Genomic DNA, 18,928 nt, shown 5'->3' with positions numbered 1-18,928 from the left:
GATAGCTCTCTATTTGCCCGGAGTTGCGCTTCTGATTGTTGGCTACGCCTCGCCGATGGCCATCGTCGTCTGGATAAGCCTGCGGCATCAGGGGCATTGGAGCATTCAAGCCTACACCGAGATCATTCACGCGCCCGTCTTGTTGGGAATTTTCCTCAAGACCCTATGGATGGCGTTTTCCGTCACCGGGCTGTGTGCGTTGCTGGGATATCCCTATGCCTATTTCGTAGCGACCCGGATCCGCCGCTATGCCGTTCCGGTCATGATGCTGGTGGCGATTCCCTATCTGACCAGCATCCTGATCCGTTCCTATAGCTGGATCGCGATTCTCGGCAGCTCCGGCATTGCGAACCGGCTCCTCATTGCCGTCGGTCTGACAAGCGAGCCGCTGCCGCTGGTCTTCAGCAGCTTTGGCAGCTATGTCGGCATGGTCCACATCCTTCTGCCGATGATGATCCTGCCGCTCTACGGCGCGTTGCGGAGGTTTGATCCGGCGCTGATCAAGGCCGCGCAGAGTCTTGGCGGCGGCCCGGCGACCGTCTTCTGGACGGTCGTTTTTCCGCTCTCGCTTCCGGGACTGGCGGCCGGATGCGCGCTGGTCTTTCTATCCGCCCTTGGCTTTTACATCACGCCAGCCATGCTTGGGGCCCCTGGCGACTATATGGTGGCCCAGGCTATTGACGTTCGCGTCTCGACATTGGCGGATTTCGATTTCGCAGCCGCCCTGGCTTGCATGCTGTTTTTCGGCGTGAGCGCGTTCCTGGTGCTGTTTCGCCGGAACATTGTCGCTCTGGGAGCTGTCGGGCACAATCGGTGGCGGTCCGGAGAAGGCGGGCTGCGCAGTGGTACCTGGTATCGGCGATTGGGTATCGGCCAGGCGGCGGTAGCGCTTCTTGCTTTGTGCGACGCAATGGCTTTTGTTGCCAGTCCTTGTCTCTTCGTCCTCTTCATCTTGGTGCTGCTGTTCCTGCTGGCGCCGATGATCGTCGTCATCATGATCGCGTTCAGCAATGCGCCCTATCTCATGTTTCCACCACCGGGCCTTTCTACACGCTGGTTCAAGTCACTGCTCGCCGATCAGCGCTGGCGCGACGCAGCACTCTTCAGTTTCAGCATGGCCGCACTCTCCGCTTCCACGGCATCGCTGGTGGGGACAGCTTATAGCGTCTTTCTAACCAGAGGTGGCTTTCCCGCGCGCAGGGTCATGTGGCTGGCCGCAATCGTCCCGATGATCCTGCCCCAAATCGTGCTTGGGATCGGATTGTTCTTCCTCACTGTTGCGTTGAAGCTCAACGGTACAATCGCTGGCTTCTGGCTGGGCTTTACTGTTCTCGGATTTCCCTACGTGGTCATCATCATGACGGCCGCCTTGCAAAACAGCGACATGGATGTCGAGCGAGCGGCAGTCGGTCTGGGCGCCGCGCCGATGACGGCCTTCCTGACGGTTACGCTGCCACTTCTCGTTTCAGCCCTCGCCAGCGCCTTTCTTTTCGCTTTTCTCGCCGGATTCGATGATCTCGTCCTGAGTATGTTCTTGAGTTCACCGTCCAAAACGCCGCTCGCTATGTTGATGTGGCAAGATATCCATCTGGAAATCAGCCCAAAGACAGCCGTAGTCGGCGCTCTCCAATTGGCTGTGTTGTTGGTGGTATCGATGCTCGCGATCTTCCTGAGGAAATCCGAAGTTTCGATAGAAAAGTTCTGATTGGTCCTCTCACGCGTTGTTTGTGTCGATGCTGGCTGGTGAGTGCGATCTACGACCGGCCCGGTTCCTATGCAGCGGCGCTGGTCAATGGCATCGCCTGGAATGAGCATGGCGATCGCAGTTTGGTTGCTACACCGGCGCCTTCTGCCGAGGCGATTGGCGGCAAGTCGACAAGAGGTATTGTCGGCTTGACGCGGATCCTGCGCGTCAACCGGCATGATCGTGCAGCATTGCAGAACTGGCGCACCCGACACGATTCGAACGTGTGGCCTCCACCTCCGGAGGGTGGCCCTCTATCAGCTGAGCTACGGGTGCATCTCATTTCGCCTAGACTGAATCTGTGCAGGAAAGAAGGCCATCATCATACCCCCTTATCGAGTCCCGAGTCGCAAACGTAGAGCGTCGGTTTCGATCTTGCTGAAGCAGCAAGCGGCTGCGACAGATGCTTCAGTTCTGAGACTTCCAACGATAGCTAGGAGCGCATGGGGGTCAAGCCGCGTCAATGTCGGGGACGCAAAATAGCGCGTTCCGTTTCATGCCAGCAGGTGATGACGTTTACCTTAGGAACCGTTGACCGTGCGGAACGATAAACTCTGGCACGCTCACCGATCATCGACTGCGGCAACTCGTAAACATCCCGCGCATACAGCGGATGGAGAAGGTCCAGCATGGCGCGCTGACCGACTCGACTGACCGTTGGGATCATACCCAGGCGGATCGCGCGAGGCGATCCGAAAACCTGCGCATCGAAGGAGATGAACAGCACATGGATGGCAAAGACGGGAAATCAAATGGCGGCAATAATGATGCTTCCGTCGGGAATAGGGCGTGGGACACGTCATGACAGCGCTCTTGCGCTCGCAGGTGCTCGTCAGATGCCTATCGCTCATCGCTCTCGAGGATCGCAAACAGCCTGGTCCGCCGTTAGATCGACGAACCGCAGTGATCTGCTCCAGCATCACTCTGCTCTCCGACGGTTCTTTGGAGGCAGTTCACGAGCGAGTCGAAACGCTGCGGGATCCGGGCTGAACGAGCAGCATTTCGTCAGTGTAAGTAGGCAGTTCGACCAGTTACATCGGCTCGGGTGGAGGTTGATCATGTCCATGCATTCTCCTTCCTTGCGGAGACGGCAATGGAGAACGTGCAACCCGCGAGCATAGCGAAAAGAGATAGCTATTTTATTGACCGTCATGGCTGCATATCCGATAGTCATTTTACCAGAGGTGATGCAGAGATCGGTCTTATGCGAGCACGAAGAGACGCTTGTTAACTGCACGTTGTGTCACCAGATCAACGTCGCCGCGATCGGATATGATGTTCGGCAAGCCGTTCTCAACGCTTGACGTGTCGGTTTCCGACAATGACACTTGCAATGATCAATAACCCAATCGTTGTGGCTTAGCAGTCGCCAGCGGTAACGCTACGGCGAGAGCTCGCAAACATCGAACTTCCAGGACATTCAGGAGAGTGAAATGACTGCCCGTCGCCAGTGGAGGTGGACTGCTGCGTCGTTGATCGGCGCGATCGGCTTCATGTCCACGGCTGCCTCTGCCGGTCCAACCCTCGACAGGATCAAGTCGCGCGACCTCATCAAGGTGGGCGTTGGTACGACACCCGGGTTCTTTGCGCCGGATAGTAACGGGCGGTGGAAGGGCTTCTTCATTGACTATGGACGCGCCTTGGCAATCGCGGTTTTCGGCGACGCCAACAAGGTCGAGTTCACGAGTTCCTCGCCACAGCAGCGTCTACCAGCACTCCAGTCTGGTGAATTCGACGTTTTGCTTTCCGGTGTAACTGTCACAGCTACGCGTGCCTTCAAACTTGGTTTCCATTTCGGCCCGACCATCTTCTACGATGGGCAGGGGATACTTACGCGCAAGGATCTTGGCGTGACATCGGCATCTCAACTCGACGGCGCAACGATCGGCATTCAAAGCGGTACGACAGGTGAACTGAATATTGCCGATTTCTTCCGGAAGAATGGTCATAAGTTCATCCCGGTGACGATCGAGGACACAAGCGAATTCGTCTCAGCTCTTGAGTCGGGCCGCGTTGATGCAATCACGCAAGACTCGTCGGATCTGGCTGGTAAGCTCACCCAGCTGAAGAAACCGCGCGACTACGTTCTGTTGCCGGAGCGTCTCTCGAAGGAGCCGCTAGCGCCGGCGGTGGCCGGCGGCGATGATCGCTGGCTCGAGATTGTCAATTGGACGGTCAATGCCACAATTCAGGCCGAGGAATGGGGCATGACGTCCGAGAACATCGACGGCTTCTTGAAGTCGGACGATCCCGCCATTCAGCGCTTCCTCGGTGTCGATCCGTCACTTGCTCAGGCGATCGGGCTAGATCCCAAATGGGCCTACAACATCATCAAGACCGTCGGCAATTATGGCGAGATCTTCGACCGCCACCTCAAACCACTCGGCTGGGAGCGAGGCTACAACAAACTATGGAGCAATGGCGGCCTGTTGTATTCTCCGCCATTCCGCTGACTTCCGTCATCGATGAAGATTCCACCCCAAGGCTCGCCTGCGGCGAAGAAACCGGGTAAGCGGCGTCGGGTCTCGGGCTGGTTTGGGCCGAGGCCCGTGTTGCAGCTCGGCATCGTGATTGGTGCTATTGCGCTTGTGGTCGTGCTCGGATCCAACATAGCCACGACCATGGCGCGGATCGGGATAACGCCGGGCTTCGAGTTTCTCGAGCGCGCCGCCAATTTCGAGATCGGTGACAACATGATCGGCTTCCGTGCTGGCGAGAGCTATGCACGGGCAATCGCGGCGGGTCTGGTCAATACGGCCAAGATCGCAGTGCTGGGCTGCTGCCTGGCGACAGTCCTGGGCGTCGCGCTCGGTATCATGCGGCTTTCGGGCAACCTGATGCTGTCCGGCCTCGTGCGTTGGTACGTCGAGATCGTGCGCAATACGCCGCTGCTGTTGCAGCTGTTCTTCTGGACCGCGCTTGCTCACGCCCTCCCGCCGCCGCGCCGTGCCATTTCCGCGTTTGAGCTGGTGTTCCTGAGCAACCGCGGGGTGTATGTGCCGGGATTGGTGATAACCAATCTCGCCCTCGGGACGGCTCTCGCCTCGACCATAGTGCTCGGAGGCTGGCTTTGGCTGGTATGGCGTGGCTGGCGTCTCAGGCAGGTAGGGCTGTTGGCTCCGCTGCCTGCGTCGCTCTTGAGCACCGTTGCGCTCGGCGTGCTGTTCGCAGCAGGTAACGCCAGCATCAGTATCGAATTGCCGGCGATCAGCGGGTTTAACATTCGCGGTGGCTTCAGCCTAACGCCTGAATTTGCGGCGCTCCTGGTCGGACTTACCGTAAAGTTTTCGGCCAATATAGCGGAGATCGTTCGCGCCGGACTGTTATCGCTGCGCCGGGAACAGTGGGACGCCGCGCTAGCGCTTGGGCTGCATCGCGGCAACGTCATTCGATTGGTCGTCCTACCGCAAGCCTTGCGCGTGATCACCCCATTGGCGACCTCGAGCTATCTTGACCTCGTCAAGGACTCGAGCCTTGCCGTCGCGATCGGCTATCCAGATCTCATGAACATCGTCAACACCACCGCCAATACGACCGGACAGGCTTTCGAAGCACTCCTGATCGTCGTGCTGCTCTATCTTGTCCTGAACCTCACCGTTTCGGCACTAATGAACCTGTACAACAGCAGGGTGGCGCTGCGTGGAGAGCGGGCGGCATGACGGCGAATCGAGATGGCAAGGATGCATCCGAAATCTGATCATCGACTTGTGGTGCGACTGCGGACAGGCCTGTTCGGAACGTGGCTGAATTCAGCCATTACAGTCGTGATTGGTCTCTTCGCGCTCTGGGTGCTGCCGCTGCTGCTCCGCTGGCTGGTGCTTGATGCGACCTGGCACGGAACGTCAGCCGACTGCCAGGCCCATGACGGCGCATGCTGGGCCTTTATTGCAGCGAAGCTGCGCTTCATCCTCTTCGCCTTCTATCCGGTCGAACTACAGTGGCGCCCATCGCTTGTATGTCTCCTCCTCGGAGGCTTGCTGGCTGTTACGGCCATGCCGCGAGTCTGGCGGCGTGAACTCGTGATCAGCTGGCCGATCGTCATTCTCCTGTGCTGGCTATTGATGGCCGGCCTACCGGGTTCGGCGCGAGTTTCGTCGAACCAGTGGGGCGGGTTGCCTGTGACCCTACTGGTCTGGACGATCTGCTTTGCTCTGTCGATACCGTTAGCAGTCCTGTTGTCACTGGCAAGACGATCCAAGATGCGCGCGCTGCGGCTGCTGACAATCGGCTACATCGAATTCATGCGTGCGATCCCGATGGTCGCGATCCTCTATTTTGCGACTTTGATCTTGCCGATGGCGCTGCCAGCTGGCCTCTCGCTCGACAAGATGCCGCGCGCGATGATCATGATTTCGCTGTTCTGGACCGCCTATATCGCGGAGGTCGTGCGCGGCGGTTTACAGGCCGTTCCGCTCGGCCAGGAGGAGGCCGCCTCCTCGCTCGGATTGGGCTATTGGCGGATGATGCGGCTTGTCATCTTGCCGCAAGCACTGCGCGTGGTGATCCCAGGTTTCGTCAACCAAGCGGTCGGGTTCCTGCTCGCGACGTCTTTGCTCGCGGTGATCGGCGTCGTTGACGTTCTCAACGCCGCGAAAGCTGCTGCAACCGATCCGAACTGGCTTGGGTTCTACAAGGAGGCGTTTTTGATCGTGGCCGTGCTCTATTTCGCGATCGGCTATGGCGGTTCGCGTTACAGTCATTGGCTCGAGCGGCGCCTCGCACCACCTCGTTGAGGGCACTCGCTAAATCGGGCGCCCGGGCCGCGATAGAAAGCCGCACGGGAGGTCTAGGGTTGCGCAGTCTTGGCTGGACCCTCACGTCTTGGGGACGTTGAGACGTTTGCTTTTTTCCTGTACGAAAATACGCGCCGGGCGGTAGTTGCAACATGCGCTTGATCGGCGCATCGACGTGCTGGCAGGACAGGGGCTGGCACGCCGGGCGGGAGACAAGGTGAGGCTCGGCCGCAACTTGATCGAGCCACTCCGCCGCCGCGAACTCGACGGGGAAGGTCGGCGTTTGGCGTCCGAGACGGGGCTGGCGCACTTGCCTGCGGAGGCAGACGAATCCGTTTCGGGAATCTATCGCCGGAGGTTATCGCTTGCGTCGGGCCGCTTTGGCATGATCGACAACGGCCTTGGCTTTCAGCTCGTGCTTTGGGTACCCAAGCCAGAGCGCGAACTGGGTCGCCAGGTGAACGGTATCGCTTGTCCCGGAGGCGTAGACTGGAGCTTTGGTCGGAAGCGCGGACTTTCGCTTTGATCCGTCGATCTCTGCGGGGATCCGTGATCTGGCGGCCAATCGCCCAGGCGGCGCTCAGTTTTGCATCACTTTGAAGCGCGCTTGACGGCACCATTGCGAGCACCAAGCTCCTCCAGGCGCGCTCTGCCGGCGTCGGTCACGCGGAAGACCTCAACCTGCCCACCACAATCCGGATCTCTCACCTTGCGCTTGAGCACGATCCAGCCTTTCCTCAACGCGCGCTCCTTGGCAGCAAGACGATTCAGATTTTTGTCCGGAACCGGGTTAGCCACCTCGTCTCCGCTCGACGCGGCCAAAAACAACAGATCGGCCATCGCATCGTTCATTCCTTTCGCTCCATGCTGCAAGACATGCACTTTGGGTTCGGTGGTCGCCTTCACGAGTCCCGTTTCATCTGGGATCATCGAAGCAAGATGCGGGCCATTCCTGGAACTCCTGCTGCGGCGCAAAGGGCCCGGCAGGAGCGTCGGCTGGAGCCGCTGCTGCTTCCCCTCCGCCAGTCTGGACCTCGCCGATTTTTCTGACGCCAGCTCGTTGATTGTGATCGGACCATCCGCAAACCTCGGAATCACCCGGGTCAAGATCGGCCCTTAATTGATTTGAAATGATGACGTGGGCGAGCAGGCCACGGTGTAAAACCGGTAGCGTGATCGGGGCGCATTGGCTTGAAGAGAAGCTTATTTTCCAAATGGCCGCTTTTGCGACCGATATATTTCTGTGTGCAAATGAACGACCAGAAACGATTGAAGTCGTGAAGCGAACTTCTCCACCGCTTTCAACATTCAAAAATTCATTCCGTTGACCTCGCTGAATCCGAGCCTCAAGGTCGCGATCGCACTCCACGTCTCTTTGGGGGCGTTTCACGCTAAAATCAATTGGTAACGACGGCGAGGCGAGGGCTGCGTGGTCAGCGCGTGTTCCGTCGTGTCTATGACGGAGGACGTATGTCGTCGGGCGATCCAACTTTTAATCCAGATAATTCCGACGATGACAATGTCGGATCTGCTGGTTCAAACCGCGCGACACGCCGCCTGTTGCTCGCGGCTGTCGACAGCCCGGCGTCTGAATCATGGTTTGAGCGTCATGATGGACCGACACTTCTTGTGGCGGCAGCGATCTATGCGACGTGGCTGAGTCTGCTCGCTTCGCATCGCTATGTCCCTTGGTGGATCACGGCGCCGCTCGCCGGCTACGTCGTGCAATGGCATTTCTCGTTGCAGCACGAGGCGATTCACAGCCTGCGGGGGATACCGGCGTTGTTGCGTCGCGCACTCGTCTGGCCGCCGCTCGGCATCTGGTTCCCTTTCGAGCTGTACCGCCGATCGCATTCGCGCCACCATCGCAACCACCATCTCACCTATCCGGGGGAAGATACGGAATCGTACTATCATGAGGAGGAAGATTGGGAGGACTACGGCAATCTGTCGAGATGGCTTCTCATCGTCAACCAGACATTCCTGGGCCGCCTGTTTATTGGTCCGTTCCTGCGTACACCACACTTCTTCATCAAGGAAGTTGGCAAGATGATCGCCGGAGACTTTGCAGATCTCGGCATCTGGGTTCGCCACTTCATCGCAGTAGCCTTGATCCTGCTGCTCGTGGCGGAGGTGTTTGACATGTCCGCGGTGCAATATCTTGCGGAGTTCGTCTACCCTGGTCTTGTCCTGGGCATGATGCGCAGCTTTACCGAGCATCGCTGGGGTGAGCAGCCGAGCGAACGCACTGCGGTTGTCGAATCAAACTGGGTCTTCGGTTTGCTTTTTCTCTGGAACAATCTTCACGTCGTTCATCACGCCTTTCCGACGCTGCCCTGGTGGAAAGTCCCTCGTGTATGGTGGCAACATCGTGAGCGCATCCGGGCGTACAACGGCGGATTCGTATTTCGAGGTTATGGCGAGATCGCGCGACGATGGCTCGTGACGCCGAATTTCATTCCGATTCATCCACCCAGCTTCGTCAGGAATTCGACGTCCTGACGGGACCGTGTTTCATCCTTGCCGGCTGCCATGCTTGACCAATCAAAATCTGGCGCGAATAGCGAAATGACGCAAGCGGCAAGCCTGCCGATGTACTGCCTTGCCGAGATGGAAGATGCCAATTCCGCCTTTTTGGCCGCATTGCGGTGGCGGCTTGGTGCCAAGGACATCGATGCGGGCAGGCCAGGAACTCTTTTTACCCAGATTTGCGGTTATCCGTTGTTCAAGCACTATCGCGACCAGTATCGTATGCTGGCCACGCCGCATTACACGATACCGGGGTGCGTGGGATCCAGCCATCGGGCCTTCTTTATGGTCCGCGCCGATGACCCGGCTGAGCACTTGGAAGATTTGCATGGGCGAATATTCGGCTGCAACAGCTTGCTGTCGAACTCTGGGATGAACCTGCCGCGGCTATCGCTGGCGCGGATCGCCGGCGGCAAGCCGTTCTTTTCCTCGGTCGTCATGACAGGCGCGCACGTCACGAGTCTCGAGCGCCTTGATAAAGGGGACATCGACGTTTGCTCGATCGACAATGTGACGTGGGGGGTCTTCAAGAAGTTCCGTCCCTTCGCCGCCGAGCGATATCGGATACTCGCCGAAACCGCACCGAGCCCGTCGCTGCCTTTCGTGACGTCGGTGAATACGACGGAATCAGATGCGCTCGCGCTTGCCGAGGTACTGTACGAGATCGTGAATGATCCGCAGACCGCTGACATCGGTGGAGTGCTGGAGCTCAACGCTCTGTCCGTGCCCGATGTGGCCGCCTACGAGCGTTTGGCCGAATATGAGCGCGAAGCCGCTGAGCTTGGCTATCCCGAGATACGATAAGCGCATCCCGCTCTGAGCCGGTCGACGCGCCTGATTTCGACCGGCTTGGCACCGACCGTTCTAAAGAAGCGTCGACCGAGCGACCTTACGGCTTTGGGCTATATCCGCGTTACACCGTATCGAGCTGCAGCGTCAGGCGTCGATTTGATCAGATGTTCCTGGTCCATCACACTTGAGCGATGCGATCGTCAGTGCCTGTGGGTCACAAGGCGATTCAGGCCACGTGCGGCCGCGTCGAGCAGGAAGCCGAGGAGGCCGATCACCAGAACCATCGCGGTCAGTTCGGAATAGGCCAGCCGGTCGCGGGTATCGAGAATGAAATAGCCGAGCCCCGCCGACACGCCGAGCATCTCGCAGGGCACCAGCACGATCCAGACCACGCCGATCGCGAGCCGCAGGCCGGTCAACACATGCGCAAGCACACCTGGAAAGACGACATGGCGCAACGTCTCCCATCGTGTCGCCGAGAGGCTGGCGGAGAGGCGAAGCCATGATCGTTGAAGCTGCCGTACGCCTTCGGCCGTGCTGAGAAGGATCGGCCACACCGCGGCAAAGGCGAGCAGGAAGTAGATCGGCCGGTCGCCGATGCCCAATACCATGACGGCGAGCGGCATCCAGGACAAAGGCGAGATCATGCGCAGAAACTGAAACGTCGGCGATGTCGCGGAATTCAACAAAGCGGAGCTGCCTACGGCCAGCCCGATCGGCACACCGATCGCCAGCGCAAGGCCGAGGCCGACAAGAACGCGGCGCACGCTGACCAGCACATGGATCGGCAGGTCGGAATCCGTGGCAAGACGGCCGAGCGTCGTGAACGCCTCAAGCGGCGAGAAATGTCGCAGGAAGCTGCCCGGTGCAGCAATCAACGTGGTGCCGCTCCACCAGAGGACAAGGAGAATGGCGAGGCCGGCAATGCCGATGGTGCGCTTCAGCAGCGCGGCGCGCCAGGCGTACGCAGGCGCAATCGACGGGCCGGCTGCTGCAGTCGCAGGCGGATTGGCCGTGGTCAAGCTCACGCTCATGCGACGATCAGTTCCTGGCGCTCGAATGTGTCGGGCAAGCCAAACGCTTTGAGGCCGCCCACGGCATGGATCGCCGCTTTGACGAAGCTGTCATCGACCAATTCCCGAGCGGCAGTGGCCGGATCGAGGTCGTTGAGGAATGCATGATCGCCTTCGATCAACGTCGCCTTCAGACGACGGACCAGTTCCTCGGTGTAGCTCGCGTAAGGGTAGGGCTGGAAGTCGATCCGGCGCTCTAGCCAGGATGCGTTGCGAATGGCGCCGCTCTGCAGGTACTCGGCATTGTCGCTCCCCGGCGGAGAGAGGACCTTCTCCAGCACGGCGGTCGCGTGCGGCGTGTAGCGGTTGACACCGTCCTTGGACAACAGTGCTGCTGTCTCCGCGCGGTTTGCACGGGTCCAGAGCTGCGCCTTTACCATCGCATTGACCACTTTTTGCGACCAGTCGCGCCGTTCCCGCAGATCGCGCTCATGCATGAAGACAACGCAGCAGGCGTGGTCCTTCCAGACGTCACCGGTGAAGCGCAGCACCTTGCCGACACCGAGATTTTCAGCGGCGGCATTGAACGGCTCGGCCACGATGTAGCCGGTGATCTGGTTCGAGGCCAGCGCCGGTACCATATCGGACGGCGCCATGACGACGAGCTGAACCTCGTTCGCTGCGAGCTGACCTTCGCATTTGGCTACGGGTACGAGACCGTTCTCGCGGAACAGGGTCTGCAGTACGACGTTATGGATCGAATACCAGAACGGGATGGCGACGGTCTTGCCGCCGAGCTCTTTGACGTTGCTGATCTCGGGGCGCACGGTGAGGGCGGACCCGCCCGTGTGGTTCCACGCGACCACCTTGGCGGGCACCTTGCTGCCGAAGCGGGCCCAGACCGTGATCGGTGACAGCAGGTGAACGACATTCACTTGCCCGGAGATGAAGGCTTCAAGGAGCTGTGCCCAGCTCCGCAACAGCACCGGCTTCTCGGCCCGCAGGCCTTCAGCCTCAAAATAGCCCTTGCCGTGCGCGACGAGTAGCGGCGTCGCATCGGTGATTGGCAGGTAGCCGATTCGCACCGGGGCATCGGCTTCCAGCGCCCGTGCGTCATGGGCCCGGAGCAACGGCATCGCGCCACCGACTGTCAGAAGCGCGGTCAGTCTCATCAGGTCGCGGCGCGAGAAATCGTCCTCAAACGGCATCGGCTTCGTCCTTGTGGTGGGCAGGGGAGGCGCGCCGTAACGCGCTGACGATCTCGACGCGCAGGCGGCCGAGTTCGCTGACATCATCGTCACGGGGCTTGGCGAGATCGACGGTCCATTCGCCGATCTGGCGGGCCGGCGATCCGCCCAGCAGCACAATCCGGTCCGACACGAGCAGCGCCTCGTCGATATCATGCGTAATCAGGACGACGGCCGTTCCCAGGTCGCTGACGATCTTCAGCAGCAGACGCTGCATCTGCGACCGCGTGACCTCGTCCAGCGCACCGAACGGTTCGTCGAGCAGCAGAATATCGGGCTCGCGGGCGAGGCAGCGAGCGAGGGCTGCGCGCTGCGCCATGCCGCCGGACAACTGATCGGGAAACTGATTGCGCGCCGGCGCGAGGCCGACCTCCGCGATCGCCGCATCGACCCGGCGCGCACGTTCTGCGCGGGAGAGCTGCGGCTGATGCTTGAAGTCGAGCCCGAATGCGACGTTGCGCTCGAGCGTCAGCCAGGGCAGCAGGCTCGGGTCCTGAAAGGCGATTGAGACCCGCGGGTGTGGTCCCCGCAGTGGCTCGTCGCGAATGCTAACGACGCCGCTGCTCGGCTGCTGCAGACCAGCGAGCACGCGCAACAGGCTGGATTTGCCGACGCCGCTCGGTCCGAGAATGCCCACAGTCTCTGCTGGCTTCAGCGCAAAATCGAAGGGATCGAGGACATTGCCCTGATTGCCATCATAGCGGAGCGTGACCGCGTTGGCTTCGAGGATCCTTTGGCCTATCATGCAAGTTCGCGCTCAGCTACACGTCGCCGATGCGCCTCGATCACGGTTTCGAGCTGCACAAGGCTTGGGGTCACCACCGGAATGAAGGCGCTTTCGCGCAGACGGCGCTGATAGCCTTCGCCGGATACTGAGAGATAGGCTTTGCCACCCGTGGCGCCCAGCTCGAGTTGAAGCGCCTGGTTGGCGATTTCGGCGAGCCGAATGCGCAATTGAAACAGCGCAACAGGCTGTTCAATAAAGAAGGGCCCGTCGAGACGCGACAGCAACTGCTCTTCGAGGGCCGCGAGCTCCGCGGCAAGCCCTGCAACCGAGTCCGCGAGCACGCCGCGCCCGTTACCCATCAGGCTGTCCGCCTCCGAGAGCGAGCGGTGGGCGAGGCCGATCGACATGCCGCATTGCAAGCCCAGAAATGCGGGACGAACGCGGGGAAGCCACTCGCCAGCGTTCGGATGAATGATCCTGTCTTCATTGATCGCGAGGCGATCGATCGCAATCGCGGCCGTGTTCGACGCGCGCATCGCCATGAGATCGAGATCGGCGGTGCGTATCAGGCCGTCATCGTCCGAAGACAGACTGACGATGAAAGCAGACTTGCTGTCGTCATCCTGGACGGCAGCCGCGACGTCGAACCCTTCCTTCCGCAGATTGGTTACCCACGGCAATTTGCCGTCGAGGCAGAGCTTGCCATCCCGGCGCGACGCCGTGACCTGGAGCGCTTCGAGCCCGTTCAGGAACTTCATGGCGTTCGACAGGCCGGTCGCGCCGGCTCGTCGGCCGGCCAGCAGGTCGGGCAGAAGCTTTTCGCGCAAACGCGCGTTCGGGCTTTGCAGCAGATATTCGATGAAGGTGCGGTGGCCCCAGAAGACGAAACCGGCCGTCAAGGATCGCGCTGATACGGCCGCAATCGCGCGAACTCCGTCCGCCAAAGTGGCTCCGTCGCCACCAAGGTTGCGCGGCACGCCGATTCCAAACAGGCCGGCTCTGCCAAGCATCGGAACGATCGCAGAGGCATCGTCGGCGACTCTGTCGAAAAGCAGTGCGTCATGATCGAGCCAAGCCCGGATCTCGCTCGACAGGATCGAGCCACCAATCGCAACCGCGGTCACTCCGCAGCCTCCACTTCAGCGCCACGCCATTCATACGGCGCCAGTTCCGGATTGAGCTCCGGTCGGCCGAGGTTGTTACTGAAGTTGCACAACGTCGCGAGACTGACGCCAAGCACCACTTCCAGCGCGGCGGCCTCGTCAAAACCTGCAGCCAGGAAGTCCGCCAGTTCGCGATCGGCCACATTACCGCGGTTTCGGATGACGGCCTTCGTGAACTCCGCCACTGCGTTGAGCCTCGCATCGGGTCCATGGTCGAGACCCCGCAGCGCGTCGACGATCGTCTTGTCCAAGTCGATCTTCTTGTATGCGATCGCGGTATGTCCGGCGACGCAAAAGCCGCAGCCGTGGATCGCCGCAGCCGTGATCTGAACCGCCTCACGTTCCGCCGGATTGAGGCTTGCTTTCGCGTTGATCGCGGAAAGCGTTTGGTAGGCCTCCAGCGCGACGGGTGCATTTGCCAGCAGTCCGAGAAGATTTGGCAGATAGCCATTGTTCTGCTGAGCCGCGGTTAGGCGCGGCCTCGCGAGCGCTGGTGCATCATCGATGGTGCGAAGCGGCAAGCGCGACATGGCAATCTCCAACGAAGGCGAACGGTTTCGGTGCTGAGCTTGGCGAAAAGTCGGCGCTCTGCGTGTTTTCTAAGCAACGATTTGATGCTTGGGTAGATCGCCTTGCGAGAATGCAAGAATCGTCGTGCACGTAACGCGAGCGTGGAAATATTCCTCTGCTGAGAGGGCGGTTGGGAGGCTGATTGCCTTCGGTGGCGCCGAGCAGCAACCAGTTCAACGTCTGGCAGGACATGCTGTTCTTCAACGATTACGTCGATCTGCTCAACCCGGCCCGCGGGCTCTACGGTCCCCGCAGCGACGAAAAGATCTACACTCACCTCGACACCGGCTCGCTGTCGTTCGAGGACCGCCTCAAGCTGACCTCGACTTTCGCGCTGATCGGCGGCATCCGGTTCGAGAATATCAAGCTAGACCGGACCCGGTTCGATCCCAATGGCGTCCTGGAATCTGCCAAGAGATATCCTTTCTCGACGACGTTCAATCCCATCACCGGCCGCATCGGCTATACTTGGGACATCGCGCCCGGCGTGATGCTGTACAGCCAGTATGCGACCGCGGCCGATCCGACGGTCGCTAACATCTTCATCCTGGCGCCGTCGGTGCCGTTGCTGCTGACGACATCGCGGACCTACGAGACCGGCGCAGCCGGGGGTAGCCCGGAAGTCGCGAATCAGGGCAGATCGACGCGAATGACCGTGCGCCCCGAGGGCACGAACTATCAGTGAGGGAGGGTCTCACCCGGATAATTGTCGATTGGTCCGGAAGCTGGCAGGCGGCACGACGGGGTAACTGGTGGGTCGGAGCCCTGCGACAAAGGCGGCCTTGGGCTGCTGAGCGATCCGATGGGCCGTAACAAAGTGAAGCCCGAGCAGGCCTCGAAAGTTCTAATGCGGATGCTGACCCTCCGGTCATTTGGGGAAGGCCGCACGCGTGGGGAAGCAATCGACACGCGCACCCACGCGATCCGCCGGGGTAGTGGGCACGGCACGTCGGAAAGGTGGTTCGTAGTTACAGGGGGAGACCCGTCAAGGGCGAGGGTAGCGGCCTCAACGTCGCGAAAGGCGGCGGCCATGGCGGGAGTCGGACGGGGCAGTAAGAGCGTTGATGCCGGGTAACGCCGGTGGAGCAAAGGGCCCCGACTTCTGGCGCGCTTTTGAAGATGGCGAGGTCGTGGTGATTGGCGATGAGCCTGCAAACACCATCAATGACAGGCGCCGCCGGAGATTGCTGTGTCGAGCGGCAAAGGAGAGCTACTGACCGTGCCAAAGCCGCGTGCGGTTAGTGTGCTTTCCGTGACCGCGCGGTGAAGCCAGTCGGAAAGCCGGGTGCCGGAAATCGGCACGCCCGGTTTGATGAGCGGGGATGGGAAACGGGGCGTTGGCCATAGGCCCCAAGCTACCGCGCCCATCCTCGACTCTACCATTGCAGACCTCAGACGCGCAGGTAAAGTTGTAAGAATTTCTACGGGCAGAGCGATCGATGGCAATCGCGATCAACATACGAGCCGATGGCGACTCCGCAAGTGAGGTCGAACAGCTGTGGGACCAGGTTGCAGCATTCGAAGACGAGCCCTCAATGCGCACTCTCGGCTACCGGCCACATTTTACGTTCGCGATCTATGACTCGCCTGAAATTGAGGAGGAGACCGCACGGCAAGCAATGCTGCGCGTCGCCGCGAGCGAAGTGCAATTGCGCATCGAGTTTAGGTGCGTTCGATGGTTTGTAGGGCCGCCCCTTGTCCTTTGGATGAAGCCTGTGGACGATGCAGCCCTCAGGAGGTGGCACGCTTCGGTCAGCGCAGCTATCGACCCAGCCTATTGCCGGCCCCATTATCGGCCGGGACAATGGACACCTCATTGTACGCTTGGCACTCGCATCATTGATGAACGGTGCCATGACGCCATGGCATTCGCGGACTCGTTCAACCGAAGCATCTCGGTGTTGTTTGACGTTGCGGACTGCGTCGTTTTCCCACCCGTGCGGGTAATTGCAAAACAGAAGCTGCGGGCTGCCGTGCCCTAGGCATGAGGGCCGCTTCTGTGAAGGTTTTCGGATGCCGGCCCCATGACGGTGGCGCCGCGCGCACGGGGCCGGCATCCGCAAACCTTCACGCTAGCCGACATTGCTGGCTTGACTTAATATAGCAGCGACCGCTAACCGAGAAGGCCAAGGTTGGGCGGGGAGGCTTTAGATGGAATACACGACCGATACGATACCGGCGCAGTTCTGGCGCATCAAATACGATCAAGATCACGATGGTAGTGCGCCGCTTCTACCGAGCATTTCAGAGAGCCCAAATTGCCAGAACTTTGCATACGCTTTGCTTAAGCACTTCGGCCACGAAATCTCGCCTTTTCGCTCCAGCAACCTTTGGGAAGACGTCGAGGAAACTGTCGTCGTAACGGGGGAGCTACGGGCACTGGACCTGCTTTTATTCAATCGGACATCCAGCCCTTGGGGAGCGCACGTTGCGCTCTACCTGGGCGGCGGCAAGGCAATCCATCTAAGCAAGAAAGAATCAACGGCCGTAATCTGGCCATCCGCCCAATTCCAGACGCTTGCCGAATATCAGATTTTCATCGGGGCGAAGCGACTACGGAAATTCGGTGGAACAAACTAGAATCTTTCCCGAAGTGCGGATGTCGGTGAGTATCCGACGAGGGGCATTTTCGACGGATTCAGCGGAGACCATCGGCCCATTTATGTCCGCTTTTGCCCAGTAGGTGCAGAACCGCGCTGGCAAGGAGCATCCGGACGCTTGTGATTCAAATTCCCAAACTGGGGGCTCGAATCATGCGCTATGAACTCGCCGATTTTGAATGGGCTGCCATAAAGCCGATGCTGCCCAACAAGCCGCGCGGCGTTCCTCGGGCAAACGACGCCGTGTGCTCAATGGCATCTTCTGGGTCTTACGATCCGGAGCACCGTGGCGGGATGGTTCACGCCGCACGTAATCGGTCGCCGGAAGCTGTTCGTTCCATGCAAGGATATGCACATGAGCGTTGTTACGACCAGGTGGCTTAAGACACCACAATCACACGCTCGAGCGCTTTCGCCCGCGCAAGTTGGCTCGGTGCCTTGAACCTCGCCAGGACGGTTTCGGCCGCTTCTCCTGCCAAATTCGCGATGAAGTTGTCTATCTGCTCTCGGCTCTGGATACCGAGCAAGGGCTGTGGCTCAGAGAGGAAATCGAAGAACGCGCTTCCGATCTTTGCGTTGACGGCCGCGGCCGGGAATAGCAGCTCGGCATGCGTCTTGTATTTTTCATCACCCAAAAACAGCCTGGTAACTTCCGTCGCTGCCTCGGCGCGATGGTCCCAATGCCTGTTGAATTGATCCTGCAGCCATTCGTAGGTGATCTTGCCCTTCTGCTCCCTGAGCGCTCGGATCAGAAGCACGGATTGGACGATTGCATTTTGCGCGCCCTGGCCGCCAAGCGGATCAAAGGAGACTGCGGCATCTCCGATTGCAGCAACAGCGTGTCCGCTTTTGGTGCGGGCTACGGCGCGTCGAACAGTCGGCGGGACTGCGCCGAGGAGCCAGGAGTGCGGATCCTCGTGCAGAGGCTCCAGCTGATCGATCAGCTCCACATCTTCTGGAAAATAAGTCGCGAACAGTTTCACCACGGCGTCACGCGCGCTCTGTGGATCGGTCACGGTGTTGAAGATGTCGAGCCACGGGCTGCCAGGCTTGGCGAACCCAATGAACGCCCGCGTGGCGCCGAGATCCTTGTGCAGATAAGGTCCGAAGAAGGTCTCGCCGAAATCGGCATGGATGTTGAACCAGTTGTGCCTGGCGCCGTCCGAGCTGCGATAGGCCAACTGATGATCGGCACGATCCAGCTCCTTGAATGTTGCGAGCAGCAGGTGCCGCTGCGGTTCGGCGTAAACAGTGCGATCCGGGTCAACGGGGAATAGGGCCGACAAGCCGCCCTTGCCTGTCGCCACGAGCGTGAGATCGGAGTCCGCCGCAATCGCGTCCAGGTCTTCCGGGCTGACCGCGCGCACGACGAATTTGCCGCCTCGCGCCAGGAAACGACTGAGGCGGTCGTCGGCGCGGAGCCGGGTATCGACCGCCTGAGCCCGATAGTTGAAGGCACTGTCGAATTCGATAACGGGAGTTCGGGTCTCGCCGGTGCCGGAGAAGATCCGGACGCTCATCCCGGTGCTTGTCCCGATGTCATAAAGATCCTCGACGACCTCGGCATCGTATTCGAGGGATTTGCCGAAATAGACAGCCGTCCCCGTCGGAGGCACATCGTTGCGCAGCGACGCGCGGTCTCGATCGCTGTAAATGGTGACGTCAAATCCCGCATTGACAAGGCCAAGCCCGGCGGTTGTCCCGGCAAGACCAGCGCCGATGATCGCGACTTTGCGTTTGGTGTTGGACACGTGGCTCTCCTGAAGGAAGAATGACTCGGCGCCGAAGGCGGGATCTTGACGCACGAAGC

The 18,928-nt window shown here is 60.0% G+C and carries 17 protein-coding genes, 1 tRNA gene and 1 pseudogene; 11 read left to right on the top strand and 8 right to left on the bottom strand.

Annotated features, from left to right (window positions below):
* Positions 1-55 precede the first annotated feature (55 nt).
* Positions 56-1,705, top strand: a complete 1,650-nt coding sequence (locus ABID58_RS31535) for an ABC transporter permease subunit (protein ID WP_354036779.1) — start codon at positions 56-58, stop codon at positions 1,703-1,705.
* A gap of 239 nt (positions 1,706-1,944) precedes the next feature.
* Here ABID58_RS31535 and ABID58_RS31530 read toward each other — a convergent pair.
* Positions 1,945-2,020, bottom strand: a tRNA-Arg gene (locus ABID58_RS31530).
* Between the two features lie 1,217 nt (positions 2,021-3,237).
* Here ABID58_RS31530 and ABID58_RS31525 point away from each other — a divergent pair.
* The 4 genes from ABID58_RS31525 to ABID58_RS31510 all read left to right on the top strand — a co-directional run bounded on the left by ABID58_RS31525 (position 3,238) and on the right by ABID58_RS31510 (position 7,003).
* A complete protein-coding gene (locus ABID58_RS31525) occupies positions 3,238-4,197 on the top strand; it encodes an amino acid ABC transporter substrate-binding protein (protein WP_354036818.1) in 960 nt (319 codons plus the stop codon).
* 96 nt (positions 4,198-4,293) lie between these two features.
* A complete protein-coding gene (locus ABID58_RS31520; RefSeq protein ID WP_354036777.1) occupies positions 4,294-5,403 on the top strand; it encodes an ABC transporter permease subunit in 1,110 nt (369 codons plus the stop codon).
* Between the two features lie 129 nt (positions 5,404-5,532).
* Complete coding sequence (locus tag ABID58_RS31515) at positions 5,533-6,477, top strand: amino acid ABC transporter permease (RefSeq protein ID WP_354036775.1); 945 nt, start codon at positions 5,533-5,535, stop codon at positions 6,475-6,477.
* A gap of 145 nt (positions 6,478-6,622) precedes the next feature.
* Positions 6,623-7,003, top strand: a complete 381-nt coding sequence (locus ABID58_RS31510; protein WP_354036774.1) for a DUF3363 domain-containing protein — start codon at positions 6,623-6,625, stop codon at positions 7,001-7,003.
* Positions 7,004-7,068: 65 nt separating this feature from the next.
* Here the strand turns inward: ABID58_RS31510 and ABID58_RS31505 are convergent, their stop codons facing one another.
* Positions 7,069-7,584, bottom strand: coding sequence for a hypothetical protein (locus ABID58_RS31505; RefSeq protein ID WP_354036772.1), 516 nt, complete (start codon positions 7,582-7,584; stop codon positions 7,069-7,071).
* A 363-nt stretch (positions 7,585-7,947) separates the two neighbouring features.
* On the opposite strand from ABID58_RS31505, the gene ABID58_RS31500 reads away from it, so the two are divergent.
* Together ABID58_RS31500 and ABID58_RS31495 are read left to right on the top strand one after the other, a co-directional pair.
* On the top strand, positions 7,948-8,979 hold the full coding sequence (locus ABID58_RS31500; RefSeq protein ID WP_354036771.1) for a fatty acid desaturase: 1,032 nt from the start codon (positions 7,948-7,950) through the stop codon (positions 8,977-8,979).
* Between the two features lie 66 nt (positions 8,980-9,045).
* On the top strand, positions 9,046-9,810 hold the full coding sequence (locus ABID58_RS31495; protein WP_354036770.1) for a phosphate/phosphite/phosphonate ABC transporter substrate-binding protein: 765 nt from the start codon (positions 9,046-9,048) through the stop codon (positions 9,808-9,810).
* A 188-nt stretch (positions 9,811-9,998) separates the two neighbouring features.
* Here the strand turns inward: ABID58_RS31495 and ABID58_RS31490 are convergent, their stop codons facing one another.
* The 5 genes from ABID58_RS31490 to ABID58_RS31470 are packed head-to-tail and all read right to left on the bottom strand — an operon-like array spanning position 9,999 to position 14,478.
* Complete coding sequence (locus tag ABID58_RS31490; RefSeq protein WP_354036768.1) at positions 9,999-10,832, bottom strand: ABC transporter permease; 834 nt, start codon at positions 10,830-10,832, stop codon at positions 9,999-10,001.
* Complete coding sequence (locus ABID58_RS31485; protein WP_354036766.1) at positions 10,829-12,019, bottom strand: ABC transporter substrate-binding protein; 1,191 nt, start codon at positions 12,017-12,019, stop codon at positions 10,829-10,831. The genes ABID58_RS31490 and ABID58_RS31485 overlap by 4 nt, the downstream gene beginning before the upstream one ends.
* Positions 12,009-12,803, bottom strand: coding sequence for an ABC transporter ATP-binding protein (locus tag ABID58_RS31480; protein WP_354036764.1), 795 nt, complete (start codon positions 12,801-12,803; stop codon positions 12,009-12,011). Before ABID58_RS31480 ends, ABID58_RS31485 begins: the two co-directional genes overlap by 11 nt.
* Positions 12,800-13,909: an acyl-CoA dehydrogenase family protein gene (locus ABID58_RS31475; RefSeq protein ID WP_354036762.1), complete on the bottom strand. Its 1,110-nt coding sequence runs from the start codon at positions 13,907-13,909 to the stop codon at positions 12,800-12,802. The genes ABID58_RS31480 and ABID58_RS31475 overlap by 4 nt, the downstream gene beginning before the upstream one ends.
* Positions 13,906-14,478, bottom strand: a complete 573-nt coding sequence (locus ABID58_RS31470; protein WP_354036761.1) for a carboxymuconolactone decarboxylase family protein — start codon at positions 14,476-14,478, stop codon at positions 13,906-13,908. The genes ABID58_RS31475 and ABID58_RS31470 overlap by 4 nt, the downstream gene beginning before the upstream one ends.
* A 191-nt stretch (positions 14,479-14,669) precedes the next feature.
* Between ABID58_RS31470 and ABID58_RS31465 the strand changes: the two genes are divergently transcribed.
* From ABID58_RS31465 to ABID58_RS31450, 4 genes and pseudogenes are all read left to right on the top strand, one after another.
* Complete coding sequence (locus ABID58_RS31465; protein ID WP_354036817.1) at positions 14,670-15,203, top strand: TonB-dependent receptor domain-containing protein; 534 nt, start codon at positions 14,670-14,672, stop codon at positions 15,201-15,203.
* A 754-nt stretch (positions 15,204-15,957) separates the two neighbouring features.
* On the top strand, positions 15,958-16,500 hold the full coding sequence (locus ABID58_RS31460; protein WP_354036760.1) for a 2'-5' RNA ligase family protein: 543 nt from the start codon (positions 15,958-15,960) through the stop codon (positions 16,498-16,500).
* 169 nt (positions 16,501-16,669) lie between these two features.
* The gene (locus tag ABID58_RS31455) at positions 16,670-17,098 is read left to right on the top strand and encodes an NlpC/P60 family protein (RefSeq protein ID WP_354036759.1); all 429 of its coding nucleotides are present in this window, start codon (positions 16,670-16,672) and stop codon (positions 17,096-17,098) included.
* 173 nt (positions 17,099-17,271) lie between these two features.
* Positions 17,272-17,414: pseudogene (locus ABID58_RS31450) on the top strand (transposase); the annotation flags it as partial.
* 84 nt (positions 17,415-17,498) lie between these two features.
* On the opposite strand, the gene ABID58_RS31445 reads toward ABID58_RS31450, so the two are convergent.
* On the bottom strand, positions 17,499-18,869 hold the full coding sequence (locus ABID58_RS31445; protein ID WP_354036757.1) for a styrene monooxygenase/indole monooxygenase family protein: 1,371 nt from the start codon (positions 18,867-18,869) through the stop codon (positions 17,499-17,501).
* Positions 18,870-18,928: the final 59 nt, after the last annotated feature.

The sequence above is a fragment of the Bradyrhizobium sp. S3.2.6 genome (assembly GCF_040546885.1).
GTDB classification, from domain to species: Bacteria; Pseudomonadota; Alphaproteobacteria; order Rhizobiales; family Xanthobacteraceae; genus Bradyrhizobium; species Bradyrhizobium cytisi.
This window is presented reverse-complemented; position numbering and strand designations above follow the sequence as displayed.

Excerpts from the sequence above, each read along its gene's own strand:
- ABID58_RS31535 (WP_354036779.1), top strand. The coding sequence starts at position 56 with ATGGCCATCGTCGTCTGGATAAGCCTGCGGCATCAGGGGCATTGGAGC.
- ABID58_RS31525 (WP_354036818.1), top strand. The coding sequence starts at position 3,238 with ATGTCCACGGCTGCCTCTGCCGGTCCAACCCTCGACAGGATCAAGTCG.
- ABID58_RS31500 (WP_354036771.1), top strand. The coding sequence starts at position 7,948 with ATGTCGTCGGGCGATCCAACTTTTAATCCAGATAATTCCGACGATGAC.
- ABID58_RS31495 (WP_354036770.1), top strand. The coding sequence starts at position 9,046 with ATGACGCAAGCGGCAAGCCTGCCGATGTACTGCCTTGCCGAGATGGAA.
- ABID58_RS31490 (WP_354036768.1), bottom strand. The coding sequence starts at position 10,832 with ATGAGCGTGAGCTTGACCACGGCCAATCCGCCTGCGACTGCAGCAGCC.
- ABID58_RS31485 (WP_354036766.1), bottom strand. The coding sequence starts at position 12,019 with ATGCCGTTTGAGGACGATTTCTCGCGCCGCGACCTGATGAGACTGACC.
- ABID58_RS31480 (WP_354036764.1), bottom strand. The coding sequence starts at position 12,803 with ATGATAGGCCAAAGGATCCTCGAAGCCAACGCGGTCACGCTCCGCTAT.
- ABID58_RS31470 (WP_354036761.1), bottom strand. The coding sequence starts at position 14,478 with ATGTCGCGCTTGCCGCTTCGCACCATCGATGATGCACCAGCGCTCGCG.
- ABID58_RS31460 (WP_354036760.1), top strand. The coding sequence starts at position 15,958 with ATGGCAATCGCGATCAACATACGAGCCGATGGCGACTCCGCAAGTGAG.
- ABID58_RS31455 (WP_354036759.1), top strand. The coding sequence starts at position 16,670 with ATGGAATACACGACCGATACGATACCGGCGCAGTTCTGGCGCATCAAA.